Source organism: Luteibacter sp. 9135 (genome assembly GCF_000745005.1).
GTDB lineage: Bacteria > Pseudomonadota > Gammaproteobacteria > Xanthomonadales > Rhodanobacteraceae > Luteibacter.
The window spans coordinates 2,417,966-2,432,312 of the sequence record NZ_JQNB01000001.1; the positions used below are offsets into that span (position 1 = coordinate 2,417,966).

General features: G+C 58.6%; 13 protein-coding genes and 1 pseudogene. All 14 read right to left on the reverse strand.

Features of this window, described 5'->3' with window-relative positions:
* Positions 1-4: 4 nt before the first annotated feature.
* The gene (locus FA89_RS19225) at positions 5-1,309 is read right to left on the reverse strand and encodes an XVIPCD domain-containing protein (RefSeq protein WP_051938678.1); all 1,305 of its coding nucleotides are present in this window, start codon (positions 1,307-1,309) and stop codon (positions 5-7) included.
* 324 nt (positions 1,310-1,633) lie between these two features.
* Complete coding sequence (locus FA89_RS10385; protein WP_240003882.1) at positions 1,634-2,284, reverse strand: hypothetical protein; 651 nt, start codon at positions 2,282-2,284, stop codon at positions 1,634-1,636.
* 37 nt (positions 2,285-2,321) lie between these two features.
* Positions 2,322-2,711, reverse strand: coding sequence for a hypothetical protein (locus FA89_RS20170; protein WP_185754313.1), 390 nt, complete (start codon positions 2,709-2,711; stop codon positions 2,322-2,324).
* 277 nt (positions 2,712-2,988) lie between these two features.
* A complete protein-coding gene (locus FA89_RS19635) occupies positions 2,989-3,492 on the reverse strand; it encodes a DUF4189 domain-containing protein (protein WP_081916456.1) in 504 nt (167 codons plus the stop codon).
* A complete protein-coding gene (locus FA89_RS10390; protein WP_051938679.1) occupies positions 3,489-4,550 on the reverse strand; it encodes a type IV secretion system protein in 1,062 nt (353 codons plus the stop codon). The genes FA89_RS19635 and FA89_RS10390 overlap by 4 nt, the downstream gene beginning before the upstream one ends.
* Before the next feature lie 80 nt (positions 4,551-4,630).
* Positions 4,631-5,416 (reverse strand): hypothetical protein, encoded by a 786-nt coding sequence (locus FA89_RS10395; RefSeq protein ID WP_185754314.1) that lies wholly within the window; start codon positions 5,414-5,416, stop codon positions 4,631-4,633.
* A 28-nt stretch (positions 5,417-5,444) separates the two neighbouring features.
* Positions 5,445-7,907, reverse strand: coding sequence for a VirB4 family type IV secretion/conjugal transfer ATPase (locus FA89_RS10400; RefSeq protein WP_036144081.1), 2,463 nt, complete (start codon positions 7,905-7,907; stop codon positions 5,445-5,447).
* Positions 7,908-7,966: 59 nt separating this feature from the next.
* A complete protein-coding gene (locus FA89_RS10405; protein WP_036140559.1) occupies positions 7,967-8,281 on the reverse strand; it encodes a type IV secretion system protein VirB3 in 315 nt (104 codons plus the stop codon).
* Complete coding sequence (locus FA89_RS10410) at positions 8,274-8,633, reverse strand: TrbC/VirB2 family protein (protein WP_240003965.1); 360 nt, start codon at positions 8,631-8,633, stop codon at positions 8,274-8,276. The genes FA89_RS10405 and FA89_RS10410 overlap by 8 nt, the downstream gene beginning before the upstream one ends.
* Positions 8,634-9,504: 871 nt before the next feature.
* Positions 9,505-9,960: pseudogene (locus tag FA89_RS20620) on the reverse strand (lytic transglycosylase domain-containing protein); the annotation flags it as partial.
* A 50-nt stretch (positions 9,961-10,010) separates the two neighbouring features.
* Positions 10,011-11,051, reverse strand: a complete 1,041-nt coding sequence (gene virB11 / locus FA89_RS10420) for a P-type DNA transfer ATPase VirB11 (protein ID WP_036140561.1) — start codon at positions 11,049-11,051, stop codon at positions 10,011-10,013.
* Between the two features lie 7 nt (positions 11,052-11,058).
* Positions 11,059-12,366 (reverse strand): TrbI/VirB10 family protein, encoded by a 1,308-nt coding sequence (locus tag FA89_RS10425; RefSeq protein WP_081916460.1) that lies wholly within the window; start codon positions 12,364-12,366, stop codon positions 11,059-11,061.
* On the reverse strand, positions 12,363-13,175 hold the full coding sequence (locus FA89_RS10430; protein ID WP_081916462.1) for a TrbG/VirB9 family P-type conjugative transfer protein: 813 nt from the start codon (positions 13,173-13,175) through the stop codon (positions 12,363-12,365). The genes FA89_RS10425 and FA89_RS10430 overlap by 4 nt, the downstream gene beginning before the upstream one ends.
* A complete protein-coding gene (locus FA89_RS10435; RefSeq protein ID WP_081916464.1) occupies positions 13,176-14,246 on the reverse strand; it encodes a virB8 family protein in 1,071 nt (356 codons plus the stop codon).
* Positions 14,247-14,347 lie beyond the last annotated feature (101 nt).

Genomic DNA, 14,347 nt, shown 5'->3' on the forward strand with positions numbered 1-14,347 from the left:
GGCGTTATTCCCTGGGCGTCATCGCGGGGGCGGGTGAAGGCGTTGCGGCCTCCTGTACCGGCTGCCGGGTATGCTCGGTAGCGGCGGGTGTCTGGGACAGCTTCGCGATGTCCGCGCTGCTTTGTTCGATCGGGGTGTTGACGGCCTTTGCGGTGTCGACTTCCGCCATGCGTTTGAGCGGTGAATTGAGCTCGCCCTGTACGGCATAGGCGCGGCTACCATCGTCGCTGAGCACGACGTGATCGATCTTCGTCAAGCCCTGGCGCTTCGCTTCGACGGCTGCCGCACCAGCAAGCTGGTCGCTCTGCACATCGGACGTGCGTTTGTATTGGGCATCCAGTGCATGGACGGCCGTGCGGGATTGTTCGAAGAGGGCATAGTCAGGATGCGCTGGATTATCGAGGCGGCTGGCCGCAGCGGTACGCTGAACCGCGTCTTGATGCTTGGCCTGCGCGATGGCTTCCATGGTCTTCGGTCCGGCAACGCCATCGGCCGCGAGGTGGTGATCGCGTTGAAAGGCTTCCAATGCGGCGCGTGTACCGGGACCGAAGACGCCATCCGTATGCAGTTCGCCGTGCGGTCCATCTGTATAGCCCAGACGCGCCAAGCTGCCTTGCAGGAGACGGACATCCTCGCCTTTTGCGCCCTGGGTGAGCGTGGTCAACGGGGCAGGGGCGTCCGCCGGATGCGACGGTTGCGGGCGTCCGACGTTACCTTCGGCAAGACGATGCATGACCTCCGGATTCAGGCGGCGCTGCCAGTCTTCGAAGCGGTTCTCGCGATCTTCCAGTCCGTTGTATTTACCGTTGACGGCTTTGGTCGCCGCGCGCACGTCTTCCTTCGCGTTGTCGGGAACGCGGTTCTCCCAGTACCAGACGGCGATCTTCGACGCATTCTGGGGATCGGCGGCGAGTTCGGGACGCTTGACCAGATCCAGGTCGAGCGCCTCGCCCGCTGCGCGGTAATTCGCCTTGCCGGTGAGCTGGATGTAGCCGCGCCCGTGGTACTTCCAGCCGTCGCCCGGCTCGTCGTTGCCGTTGCGGCCGCCGTACATCAGCTCGGCCAACGTCTCGGGCTTGCCCATCAACGCCTGCTTGCGTGCGGCGTCCAGGGCCTCCGGACCTTCGCGCCAGGCCGACTGCACCGGGATCTGCGAGATATTGCGCGTGTAGCGAAAGCTTTCTTCGAGCCGGTTCAGCCCGTTCGATTCATGAGTGACCTGGGCCATGAAGTTGGCCAGCTCCCTCGGTCGCGTGATGCCCGCCGCAGTCGCGTCGTTCAGCACCTGGGTTTCACGATCAATCGCCATGTGGAGCTCCTGGTTGACTCGCGTGCCTTGATGCGTCCTTAAGCCTGTCTGATCCGCTGTCCTTGGCGGAGGCCGTTGTCGAATGCGTTATAGGGGGCTGGACTCAGCGCATGGGCGAGTCGGGGTCGCGGACGCGAAGCGCGGCAAGGGCTGCCTGCCAAGGGCAGAGGCGCCGGCTTGGATGGGTGCGCACGAGGAACAGCTGCCGGAGCATGCCGGCGGGAAACGATCAATCGTCACGTGTAACTCCTGGTTGATGTCCGGTCGGCTTTGCCTCCTGCTGGCCCTACCCACCGTCCTGGCGGGGTACTTCGTCGTCTGACTTCAGGGTAGTGTCGGTTCCGGCAGGTGACTGGGGTCGAAATCACTGAAAAGCACCGTGCCCAGCTCCCGACTCGTCAGGTCGAGGTGTTTCTCCTTGCCGGTGTCCGTGTCGGTTACCTTTCGCGTCACGCCTGAGGTGATCCAGTTCTTTTTATCACTGACGTAGATAAAGGTGTACTCGTCTGTCCAGCGTTCGCGGCTACCGCCACCGACGACGATGGTGAACTGGCCCTTGCCGATTCTTGAATAGGCATACGGGTCGCCAGAAACGCCGCCGCAAAGGGCGCAAGGGATGATGTGGGCGTTTGCGGCTGCCTTGTTCAGCTGACCCGCGTCGTCGCGCACCAGCAGCACGACGTTGCGGTTCGGGCCCTGGCCCAGTTTCTCATCACCTTTTGCGGGCGGATCGAGCACCAGGAGCACGTCGGCGTGGCCGGCGCCCGTCAGGTCGCCCTTGACCGACTCAAGCACCTTGGCGCCATCGGTGGCGAACGCGGTGAGGTCGTCCATGGCGTGTCCTTTGGCCGTTTTTGCGGCAGTCGGGGCGGGGGCAGGGCGGGCGTAGGGGTTGTGGGTTTGGGCGTTGGAGGCCGACGCTACGCCAAGGCAAACAAAGATAAGAGCCTGAACCGAGCAATGAACGATCTTCATCTTGCCGCTCCTTCCCGGTTTTTGACCAGTCGCCTCATCAAGGGCTGGCATCGGCAGGATCGCGAGCGACCGCGCGCATAGCCGGCTTTGGCTGATTCGCTGTCGCGTTAGGATCTGTAGGGTTGTACACACTCGATGAGCCGCCCGTACCGTTCAATGTTTCACCCGGCGCAGATTTGTCGACTGCTCCATTCGGAAAAGCCTGCCTACAAACACGCGAATACAATCTGGCTGACCAAGGCTTAAAGCATTTTCTGTCGGTGACTCGATACTGGCCTGACTCTTTATGCGTCGGCGTCCAGCAATCTTCAGGTACACCGTAAGTGCAAAACAGGAATGGGTTGTTGCCGTAGTACGGGATGAACTCGTTGGCGACGGCGCCGGAACTGAGGCCAAGCAGGACAGCCGCTAGCAAGATTTTATTCATCTGCTTTCCTTGATCAATATATTCTTAATTTAAAATTAACTATAACTTTTTATTCGGCCAACTTGAGTGCTGCACGTCTTTCGGGTTGATACTAAACGGGCTCTAGCATGTCAGCTCGAAAGCATACTGCTGATGTCGCTTAACACGGACTCCGAAAGATGATTGCCCGGACTCAGCGAGTCATATGAAATGAGCCATCCGGTTAGCTATATCCCTCCGGACAACGCACTCCAACGTTAGTCCGGACCAGGACAGCAAGTCTTACGGCATCTCACTATTACGGGTGGACAAAAGTAGACTTGCTGCACGAAGAGTAAAAAATGTGGCAGTTAGGATATCCAGCTTTACTGCAGGTATCCAAAGCATTTCTCTTTGCTACATTTGAATCGGCATTACTATTAATCGCATATCCGGTATCGCTTCCAGCCAATGCAACACAGGCGTTTTGATAATATGCCTCCAGCTTACAAGTCGCGCCAGCCTTCTCTTTGCAATCCAAAAGGGCTGCTTGTTCCGCATCCCGCCTCTTGCCGAGACCTGTCGCAACTCCAATAACCCCTTTCGGCACGTAAGTCGCTAAAGCACCCCAGCTCTCCGTCCAATATCCAGAATTAGCTGTAGCTGTGCTGTTTTGCTCAGCACCAGGAATGGGTACGCAAGTTCTCCATCCATTGCCTTCCTGGGGATATTCTCCAGGCGGACACCCACCTTCAGCTCGCGCTGCTGACGTCGAGATTGTGGTAATCATTAAAAAGGCAAATAGAAGTAACGTCTTTGTCATGTGGTTCTTCCGTCTTTGACTTCATCTCGTTGAGCTACCGTATTCTGGCCGGAAATCCTTCCGCCAAATTGGCCTTGAGCAACTTGAGCATTTTGGTTTGCATGCGTGACAGTGGCATGTTGCGCCGGAATCATTCCAATAGGCTGTCCCTGTGGACCAGGCCTCGCGCCTTGAAACACTGAATAGGTAAGCGCACTCCCCAGTGTTCCCTGGAAAAACATCGCAGCCATTGGCGGCACGGAAATGATCAGCATGCTCAAAAGCAGCCCAATACCACCCTGCTGAATGGCCGTGCTGCTGAGGCCCTCGGCGGTGGTATGCAAAAGATTGTTCACAATCTTGGCTCCCCACATGGCACCACTTATCCTGAGGGTCAATTCTAGAACCATGCTGGCAACCGCGCTAAGCAACGCCATCGAAAAGATGGTTCCAATGCCGTACATCAGCCAACGACGGAATAGGTCCTTTGTTTGGTCGAATATGAGACACAGGATAAACAGTGGCCCAAGTCCAATGAACAGAGCCATAGCAAACTGATAAAGCAGGAGCATGGCGCCAGCAGCCATGGGGGGACTAGCGGTGCCGATTGTGGCCAGAAGTGAAGTACGTTCTTTTTTGCCGATCATCTCCTGATCGGTGTCGAGTACTTTCACCGAATCGATAGATGCCAGGGCTAGCTGGGTATACGCCAAGTTCTGGTCGATCGCGCTGGACGTCGTCTCGTCCTTGTTGCCGGTAAAGAGGTAGTGAACTTCCTGGTCCATCTGTTTGGTAAGGAAGTCGTTCAGATCCGTGCTCGTCACCGCCATCGTGGTCGCCGCCGCTACGATGACCACGATTCGGCCCATATTGATGACCACTTCCATGAGCGGTTCGCGCGAGCGCCCCGTCATGATGCGGAAACCCTGTATGAGTATCCAGAGAGTGACGAGCGTCAAAGCGATCGCCGCTGCCCAGGTCATCATGCGACCCATGAGCTCCATTCCAAAGGTATTTATCTTCTTCTGCAAGTAGTTGTAGACAAGCTGGAAGTAGACGTAGCTGGCGATATCTGACATGAGTCACTCATTCCGTGTCATGCAATATGAATGCGATGACCTTCGTGGACGGCGGTCCGCTCTCGCGGAACAAAAAACAGTTAATTGATGGAAAAAGCAGCTTTTAAAGCGGCCATATTCACTAGATTGCCGATGATGTTGGAGCCAGAACCGTCAATAGCCTGACGGGAAAGCACCTGCTGCCTATGTCCGAGCATTTCGAGCTGAGCATCCAGTTCCTGCATATGAGACTGCCAAGCCTCGCGTGCTTGAACCATGTCGGCTGAGTACTTACCGGTGTCGGCTGAGTACGACGCCAGCTTGCCAGGAGATTGAAGTACTTCCGTGAGGCGGAGATTGGCAAGCTGTTGCAAGGCGGACGCCTGAGCTCCGATCCTTTGGAGATATAGGCGGGTCGCTTCGTACTTTTGGTTCCGCGTCATTTGCATGAGTACGCACACGTCACGCTGCTGCGTGGTCACGTCGCCGCCCGTCAACTGACTCGACGCGAAGTTTGCGAGGGCGGTCGTTATGTCGCCGCTGAAAGCAGACGCGCCCGGACACTCTACGGCAACGCCGTAATCGGCGGGCAACTTCGGAAACTGTTGTTGTATCTGAAAAAGCGAGAACTGCATGCTTTGAATCTTTACAAGCTGTTCCTGCCAAAACGAAACAGTAGCCGCGTAATGCTGGGCGGTTTCGGTCCACCTGGCCAGGTCCTTTCCGTACTCGATAAGAGAGTTGCTGATCTGCAAAGGATCTTCCACGATCCACTGCGCTCGTGTCGGTGGGGTATAGCTCCCCGCGGCCAACGTCAACGCAGCTGCCAGCGCAATCTTGGATGCGCGACGCAGAAGAGGATGTTTCTCGGAAGTCTTGGTTTCCATGTGCATCTCCGGAAGCATGGTCATCGTGTCAGGCCGCGCGTTGCGATTTGTTGGAAGGGCTCGGGCGCGAGGGACCTTTCCCACTGCCTTTACGATTTTCGTAGAACGTTTCAAGCCATTGTTCGGGGCGAAGTTCATCGGTATGGACGCCTTCCGCTTCTGCACGTACCTGCAGGACTTCGTGCATGATCTCGATGTTGTCCGTGGATGCCGATATGACAGCTAGTGCGTCGTCCATGCCTCGCAAGTTCAGCTGGCACACCGCCGAGGCGTGACCCTGTTTCACAAGGAAGCAGCGTGAGCGCTCGTCCAAGCTCACCACGACCTGATATTCAGCGTCTGTAAGTTTGAGGCCATCAACGTAGTCTTCTCGGCTCGCATTCGGGTTTGGCAGAAGAATCATCGTGGCAGTCTGCTCGATCAAGGCCGAAGCGATGTCGCTTGCAAGCGCGTCTTCCGGGCTCTGCGTGGCGAAAATACCCATGCCGTTCTGCTTACGGATGGTCTTCTGCTTGTTCTTCGCGAACTCCTTCAATCCGCCCTTGCCGTCGAGGATTTTCCAGAACTCGTCCATGACATAGATAAGGCGTCGGCCGTCGATCAGTTCTTCCAAGCGGTGCAGAAGGTAGTTGATCACCGGTACACGCACTTCGGGATTGTCGATGATGTCGGTATAGTCGAAGCCGATAATGTTCGCTTTGGACAGGTTCACCGTATCGCGTGGATTGTCGAAGACCCAGCCAAGCGCGTTCCCTGACGTCCACTTACGCATGCGTATGAAGATACCGTCGTCGCCCAGGTTGGGCAGGCTCTTCTGAAAGTTGGTCATGCTGCGTAGATGCATCGGCGTATCGAGCATGCTCTCGACCGCGCGGAAGATATCTTCTTCCTCACGGGAGCTGTAGATGCTCTTGCCGGCCAGAACCTTGATCAGGTTTCCGAGAAACTGGACATTCTCTTCCGTTCGTTCGCACTGAAACGGGTTGAAGCCGGTCGGCTTGCCGTTTTCGAGCGCGAGGTAGTTTCCACCACAGGCGCGCACAAAGATCTCGGCACCGCGGTCCTTGTCGAAAAAGAAGATGGTAGGCGATGGATCCAGCTTCTGGACCTGGCTAAGCAAGAAGTTGATGAGAGCGGTCTTGCCGGTACCCGACTTGCCGATCACCATGGTGTTGGCAATGGCTTTCTCGCCCAGCGAATTCTCAGCCGGATGCGTCGCGTGGAAGTTGAAGTAGTACGGCTGCCCGTTGGTCGTCTGCAGTGTAGTGACGCAATCACCCCAGGGATTCTGGTCCTTCTTGCCCGTAGCGAAGTTGTGCAGGGGAGACAAACCAAGGAAGTTCAGCGAGCTGACGTTAGCCAGTCGCGTGCGGTACTTCCAGTTGCCGGGAAACTGGGCATAAAAAGCGGAGGTTACGGCAAGGTCTTCCTTGACCGTCACAAAGCCGGCGTTGGACAACTCCGCACGAGTGGACGCGATCTGCTGCGATAGCGCTTCCTGGCTGGGCGCATAGACCGCGATTGTAAAATGATACTCGCCGAGCACGAAGTTACCGGATGCGAGCTGATCCATTGCGTGGTCCAGCTCGATGATCTGGCTCACAGCTTTGTCACCCGAAGACACCATCATGCCTTTGGTGCGGTCCAGCGCCTTGAGCGCGTCCTGGCGGCCCATGGGCGTGAAAGAGTGGGTGACGACGTATTCGAAGTCGAGGAACTTGAGTCCGTTGAGAATCCCGGGATACGTGGAATCAACGTACTCTTTAAGATTCAGGATGGCACCGAAGTGATTCACGCCGTTGGGTGTGGTTAGTACGAAGTCACCGGTCTTGGCCGAGAATCGCTGGCGGCTCACAGGAAGAAAGTCGTAAACCGGCGCATTCAAAACCGGAACAGGCTCGTCGATCCGATTGAGGATGAAGCCAAAGAGCTCGAGGACTTCCGAGAACACCACACCGTTCGACGCTTCGTACATGCCGAGACGGACGGGCGCGTAATCTTTCAGGACAGCTTCGACGTTGCCGGCGAGTTCCAGCACCTGCGCAATTGCCTGCGCCTGCTCCGATTCCAGTCGGCTGACGTCTGAGTGCTTCTCAGCGAAAGCCTTGCCCCGCACTACAGGGCGATACATCATGGTCAAATAGAGCTCGTTCTGCATGAGCTTCTGACTGGACAGCGCTTCGTAGTAGGCGTCCGAAAGCGTCTGGTTGAACTCCTGGCTGAACTTCGACTTGTTCCGTATGGCGCGACGCCGACGGATATCGTGTACCCAAAAGGCGACATTGGTGTAATCGGGTGCGCGCAGCGTCTGCAGCATCCGGTTGAAGGTGTTGTGCCTGTGCTCCAGTTCCCATTCTTCGCGGCCTACGAAGGGAAGGCCGCCCAGGCGCCAGGACAACAGGTAATCGCCTCCCGTTGTCTTCACCACAGATGGTGAGACATGAGCGGACAACGTAATGTGGGCGGAGATAGGAGCGTCTGGAGTGAACATGGTCATCGGTACCGGTTGAACGGGAAGGCCCTGGCACAAACGTGCCAGGGCGGCTGTCCTTACTTACGCTTTTTTTCCTTGGAGGCGTCGCGGTAGTTGTTAGGCGTGAACACCCACATCCCGTCATGCTCTGGCACATTCCTCACCAGCGTCTTGAATCTCAGGCGAAGCCCGAGTAGCCGGAAGATCATTTCGTCACGACGGGCCATCTGGCGCATCACGAGAACTGATACAGGAATGAGCAGCAAATACCAGAAGTTGAAGTACATCGCCATCAACAGCCCGGTGCCCGCACCCATGAAAAATGGGATATAAGGCACGCCCATGAACATGGGCGGCCGGGTACATCCACGAAATAGCGCGTTCTTATGCATGGAACTGGATGAGGTGCATCGCCGTGTTCACGGCGTCGATCAGGAAGCTGGTGCCGCCGCTGCTCTGCGTGCAAGCCGTGGCGCCGTTGCCGCTACCGTTACCGCCGACGACCATCTTGGCCACCTGTGCTGCCGCGCCGATCAGCACGCCGCCGATCAGGGCCGGTGCAACGTCGGCAATGCGCTTATGCGCAAAGGCGATCTGGTAGCCAGAAAAGATCACGGCGATGGTCACGACGACGATGGAAGCGGCGTTGAGCAGCGAGTTGATGTTCTGGAAGAAGCCGCACACCTTGGTGCCCGTGTCGCCTATCTGTGCGAAGGCGAGGCTCGGGATCATGAGGGCTGCCATGAGGGCTGCAGTGCCGACGAAGTTCATCACCGGGTTTTTGGACTTGGCAAACATGTTGGACAGGGAGGGCAGGGCCATCTCGTGGTTCCTTTCTACAGTTCTGACGTTAACGGCGGATAGCCGCCGGGCGAGGGACGGATTTGCGGTGCTCATCCGGTTTCCAGGGGTGCCTACGACGTATGTCGTCGAGGCGGGGGTGGCCCGAAGGCCTGCGTAGCAGGGCAGGTACTCCACTACACAAATGCTCGATTGATGATCAGAAAACGAATGCGCCATCGCTCCCCCCATTTCGTAGATCGGCAGGGTCTTGACGCGGCCCTGGCTGTGCAGCGGATGTTGCACTGCCCTGAGTGGGCGTGGCGTCATGAGGCCCATGGACCTGTGGGACGAAAATGCCCGAATCGGCGCCCGCCTGATTACCGGGGGGCGCCTCTTGAGGGCCGCTGCCGGTTGCGTTGGCCGAGATGCCGATCTGCGACATGACGGCGGCCGTGGACGCGTCGGTACGAATGCGCCCGGGCGTATTGGTCAGGTCGACCTGCGGCAGCCGAGGGCCGACCTGCGACATAGCCGCGGAAGTGGCCGGGTCGCTGGGAATGCGGCCGGATTGCTCTTGTGACATACCCGACTGGGCGGGGTTCGTGACGGCGACGACGCCGGCAGGCAACGTCGGCAACTGGGCCTGCGCGAGCATCTGTTGCGGAGATGCACCACCCGTACCTGTAGCGGATGCAACTGCCGGCCCGATCAGGGACGCCGCTGCGGCGTCGACGACACGCCGCATGGCCACGCGATAAGCGGAACTATCCGTGGTGATGCCGGTGACATCCTTGCCCACACTGACGACCCTGACGGGCGTCTTCGTTGCCTGAAGCGGAATCGCCTGTACCCCGGCGATAGTGCCGCTCCTCGCCATGGAGTCGAATATGCGCTGGACGTAGCCATCCTGATAACCCGTCGTGAAATTTCCCGAGTAGTAGCAGCTGAAAGCCTTGCCCCAATCCTTGCCTGCGCTCGCGTAGCACTGGGCCAGGATCTGCGAACCCGCGGTCAGGTTAGGGCAGTATTCGAAGGCCTTTTCGTAGCTGTCCAGCCCGTACTTGCCGAGGTTCGCGCGATTTACCTGTGCCACGCCGAGCGAATAGTTGTAGCCGCTCTTTTCCAGCATGCGCACGGTTGCCACCGCTTCCGGGAGGTTTTGCGGCTGACGCACGAGCTGTCCACCCACGACGCCGATAGCGTACGGGTTGCGACTGGACTCCACGTTGACGACGTGCTGCATCACCTCAGCCGGTACGGCAAGGTTTTGACAGCCCATCATTTCCATTCCTGGTACCACCTCTACAACTCCTGTCTGATGACCGATGTGTGTGAGCGTTACCCCCCGTCCGCGCCCAGTGCGCGAGCCGGGTTGAAGTCGATGCCGGTGATATAGCGACGTCCGGCGTGTGCTTTGATATGAACCACGATGTCGATCGTAAGCATGAGCAATCGTTTGATGGTCGCGAACTCCAGCCCGGCGCCTTCCGTAGAGGCCTTTACCATCAGGGCCAACTGGTCCCAGGTCTGCTCAACGCTGCCTGCATGGCAGCTTGTGATCGATCCCGGGTGGCCTGATGCGCAATTTCGGATGAAGTAGAACGACTCGTCGCCGCGCAACTCGGCCAGGATAATTCTGTCAGGCTTCATGCGCAGGCAGGCTTCCATGCAGCTCTTGGCTGTCACGTTGGCCGCACTCTGTCCGCCCTTGGAATAAAGAAGGTGAACGACGTTGGGCTGGTCGATGAACAACTCACGCGCGTCTTCGATCGTCACCAGTCGCTCTTCTTCGGGTATGTGCCCCACAAGCGACTTCATGAACGTCGTCTTGCCGCTGCCGGTGGCACCGGCCACGACGATGTTTTTCTTGCTTAGCACCGCGTGCCGGAAGAAGTCGGCATAACGCCTCTCTGCACGCAGTTCAAGCAACTCCTTGTCTGCTTGGCTTAGCGAATTCGCTCCTTCGAGTATCTCATCGAAGAAACCGTCTTCGTTGTACTGCGCGAGCGTACGCGTCTGCTTCGATGGCAACCGGATCGTTATCGATACACGTCCGGCTTCACAAGCGGGCGGGATGACAAACTGTGCACGCTGGCCGGTCGGGAAGGTCAGCGACACGACGGGATCCGTGTCGGTGATTCGCTGACCCGTGTTGCTTTCGTTGACCACCGCGGTGCAGAACTGTCTGGCGCGCTCGAAGGTGAGCGACGGCACCTCGACCCGCTGCCAGCCTCCTCGACGTTCGAGGTAGAGCTCGCCGGGGCGATTGATGCAGATTTCAGTGACATCGGAAGAGGCAAGGAAGTCCTTCACCCCCAGTACTTCGTACTGGTAGTCCAGGAAATCGTTACTCACCGATGCCAGTGCGCCGTCGTCCATACCTGCCTCAGTACCTCGCGACCACGCCGGTGAAATCGACGTCCTTGGCCACGTAGATGGCCAACACCGTGCCCTGGTTGATCGTGACCGTGGCAGGACGGTTCGCCTGCCGCTGCACGGCCTGGTTAGCCAGCTGCTGAACGGTATCGGCCGTATTGCTCTCGAACGGGCTTTGGGTGACGACGCCGTTACTGATCGACGTCTGGCGGGGGCCGTGCTCGGCAGCCTCATATTTGAATGCATCGCTTAGCAGGCTGATCAGCAGGGCGGAGCCGATACGGCTGCCCCAATGAGCATTGTAGAAACCGGGGTGTCCGGCGCCACCCAGGGTATCGATACCCGGGCTGGCCATGTTCACGTCGATACCGGTCGGAGTGACGATCCGGTCCCAGATGACCGCTACACGCGGTCCATTCGGTTCCATCTCGTACTTGCCCATGACCTTCGAGCCCTTCGGCAGGAGCAGACGCTTGCCGGTGAACGAGTAGACGGGCTCGGTCACGACACACGAGGTGAACCCGGGAATGTCGGTGATGATGCGGGTTTCGAGGACGCAACGAATAAACGTCCCCCGAAGCATGAGCGTATCGGGATGCTGCAACGGCGTTGCGCTCGACACATCGGGCAACTCCTTGCTCGACGAATAGGCGCTATTGCCGAACGGGTTTGCCGGAGCACCTACGCCGGGTATGCCGGGGTAACCCCCGGGGCCTGCGCCGCCCGGACCACCCATTCCACCTGCAGCGGAGGATGCAGGGGAGAAGCCGGCCTGAATGGCCGCATCGGTCGGGCTCTGGACGCCACCTCCAGCATTTGCCGCGGCAATGCGTCGCTCCAAAAGCGTCGGGATGTGCGGCGCGCTGGGCATTTGCTGCATCGGGATGGGCGGTGCCGCAGGCGTCGGGGGAGGCAACTGGGGAGCAAGCGTGATCGCCTGCGCGTCCGTAGTCGGCGTTGGCGGCGTGAACGGACCCGTCGGTGCATCGGGCACGGTAACCGTTTCTTCGCGCGGCTTGTTCGACGGTCTGTCGTTCGAGCCTGAACTATGGAACAACCAAAAGGCAACGACTACGAGCAGCAGCACGATGCCTGCAAGGAGACCCAGGGCACTGCGATTCATCCGGCGCATGTCGTTGGTCGTCAGCTGCGGAGCCGAGCTGTCCAGATCCGGCTGCGATGCTTGGCGCTGCTGATTGGCGTAAGGATTGCCGGTCAGTGGCTCACGCTCGGCGGGACGCGGCTCGCCTTGCGGAGGAACTTGATTGGCGCCGTTGTTGGACTCGTCGTCCGGCTGATAGGGATTGTTCGGGCTCACTTCTTTGTGTTCCTTCGCAGGCCCACGACATTATTGTCGTGACGAATAACCAGGTAGTTGTACGTGCCGTGGACGACGATGGTGTTGCCCTCCACGGTGGTGTTCACTACCGAGTCCTCTCCGTGTTCCTTTTCGCGCATGTAGACCGTCGGAAAGTTGCCGGTCGGAAATTGCTTGAGGTCCGGCATTTTTATGTAGGTGAACCTGCCGTCGTCATAGACATTGATCGGCACCAGCCAGGGCGCCGTCTTGCGCGACTTGGAGAAGTCGTAATTGAAGTTGTAATCGCGCCCTTTGACGAGGTCGGTGTCCAGCTCCGGCGTTTCTTCCACCTTCTTCGACTCGGACATGAAGCTCGTGTCCGCTGGATAGGTGAAAGTGACCTTGTATTGGACGCCTGCTCGACGAGCCTGGTCCAGTGTTTTCCAATCCGTAGCCACGACCTTTAACTCCAGAATGTAGGAGTGAGTGGCCGTGCGGATCATCATGTTGGTGTCGACGTCGACGTTCTTCGGCTTGACGTAGAAGACGTTGTCACGACGCGTCAGGTCCCAACCGCTGCTGAAGCCCGTGCTGTAGTCGAGAATCTTTTCGTTGGGGCTCAGCTCGATCTGCGTCGTGATACCAAGGCCCGTGCGGATCGTGTAGATCCGGTCGGGCTGGTATTCGTAGGGCTGGACGGCAATCGCGCTTCCCGTCGTCGACGGTGCCGGCGTGATGGAAGTGGTTTCCGCCTGCGCCACGGACAGGGCACCCGTGACCAAAAGGGCCACGCTGGAGGCTAGAGTCAGCTTGATGTAACGCTTCATTTAACGGCGCCCTCCATTGGCGGCGCGGGTCGTGGGACGAGCCGCCGGCGCGGGCGCCTGCGGGTACGTAGCGGTCGCACCGGCAGCCTGCGGCTGCGCGGCGTAGCCCGCCTCGGAAGGAATCGGGGAGGGTGGAATCTGGCCCTGCTGCAATGGAATGGCCTGTGCTTGAGGCGGCTGGCCGGGAGCCATCTGCATGGTGCCCTGAGGGCCATAGCCGGTCGTAGGGGCCATCTGCTGTTGAGCGGGTATACCACCGGGTGTTGCCGCCGCGGGGATACCCGCCGGTGTGCCCGCGGCGGTCGCCGGAGGAACGGCGGCGTTCGGATCAACCGACTCCGCTGGGGGCGGCGAGCCGTAATCGTTGTCCACGCGATAGCTGCCTACCTGGAAACCGAGCGGATTCTCGATGCGGTTCTGATCGCTCATGCGGAGATTCGGCTTGTACGAGAACTCCATCGTGGCGATCTTGTTGTCCAGCGGATACGTCGAACCGCTGGTCTTGTCGTAGATGCTGCGTTGGAAGCGTACGGTTGCGCCCTTGGGCGTCTGGCCGTTCTCTCCACCAATAAGCACGATGCTCAGGATCTTTACCCGAATGGCGCGAACCTTGCCGTAAACCTTGTATGGGGCCTGCTCGTTATTCTGAGCATGCAAATTCATATAGGCCTGCGCGACATCGGGCGATGCCATCGTAAGCACGGTCGGCCAGTCGCGAAGGTTGGTCAGTGCCAGATCGTACGACTCACGTGCCAGGATGAAGTGAGCCACGTTGCTGCGATTCACGGCCTCACTAGCAGTGATCTGACGATTGACCACATCATCGGTGAGGCGCGACAGTGAACTGGTACCGGAGTAGGCGTCCGCAAGGATCAGGTAGGGCACCTTCTCTTTCAGCGGCAGCATGTAGAAATAGCCGCCGGCCAGGATAAGCGACATGGCCAACGAGCACATGGCCACTGCCCACGCACGCTTCTCGCTGCGCTTTGCAATATCCGCGACGGTAACCTCGAAGTTCACACCCTGCGCAACGGCCTGGTCGATCTTCGGCGAATTTTTCTTCTTTAGCATCGGTAGGCCTGTCTCGTCGTCGTCGCTTACTTGGCGTTCGCGCTCGCGCCGACGTTTGCGTCGTTCGCGGGAGAGACGGCAGGCGTGGGGGAAGGCTTTGC

Bases quoted from the DNA above. Each gene is read 5' to 3' on its own strand.
- FA89_RS10390 (WP_051938679.1), bottom strand. From the start codon at position 4,550: ATGTCAGATATCGCCAGCTACGTCTACTTCCAGCTTGTCTACAACTAC.
- virB11 (WP_036140561.1), bottom strand. From the start codon at position 11,051: ATGGACGACGGCGCACTGGCATCGGTGAGTAACGATTTCCTGGACTAC.
- FA89_RS19225 (WP_051938678.1), bottom strand. From the start codon at position 1,309: ATGGCGATTGATCGTGAAACCCAGGTGCTGAACGACGCGACTGCGGCG.
- FA89_RS10385 (WP_240003882.1), bottom strand. From the start codon at position 2,284: ATGAAGATCGTTCATTGCTCGGTTCAGGCTCTTATCTTTGTTTGCCTT.
- FA89_RS10430 (WP_081916462.1), bottom strand. From the start codon at position 13,175: ATGAAGCGTTACATCAAGCTGACTCTAGCCTCCAGCGTGGCCCTTTTG.
- FA89_RS10435 (WP_081916464.1), bottom strand. From the start codon at position 14,246: ATGCTAAAGAAGAAAAATTCGCCGAAGATCGACCAGGCCGTTGCGCAG.
- FA89_RS10400 (WP_036144081.1), bottom strand. From the start codon at position 7,907: ATGTTCACTCCAGACGCTCCTATCTCCGCCCACATTACGTTGTCCGCT.
- FA89_RS19635 (WP_081916456.1), bottom strand. From the start codon at position 3,492: ATGACAAAGACGTTACTTCTATTTGCCTTTTTAATGATTACCACAATC.
- FA89_RS10410 (WP_240003965.1), bottom strand. From the start codon at position 8,633: ATGGCAGCCCTCATGATCCCGAGCCTCGCCTTCGCACAGATAGGCGAC.
- FA89_RS10405 (WP_036140559.1), bottom strand. From the start codon at position 8,281: ATGCATAAGAACGCGCTATTTCGTGGATGTACCCGGCCGCCCATGTTC.
- FA89_RS20170 (WP_185754313.1), bottom strand. From the start codon at position 2,711: ATGAATAAAATCTTGCTAGCGGCTGTCCTGCTTGGCCTCAGTTCCGGC.
- FA89_RS10395 (WP_185754314.1), bottom strand. From the start codon at position 5,416: ATGGAAACCAAGACTTCCGAGAAACATCCTCTTCTGCGTCGCGCATCC.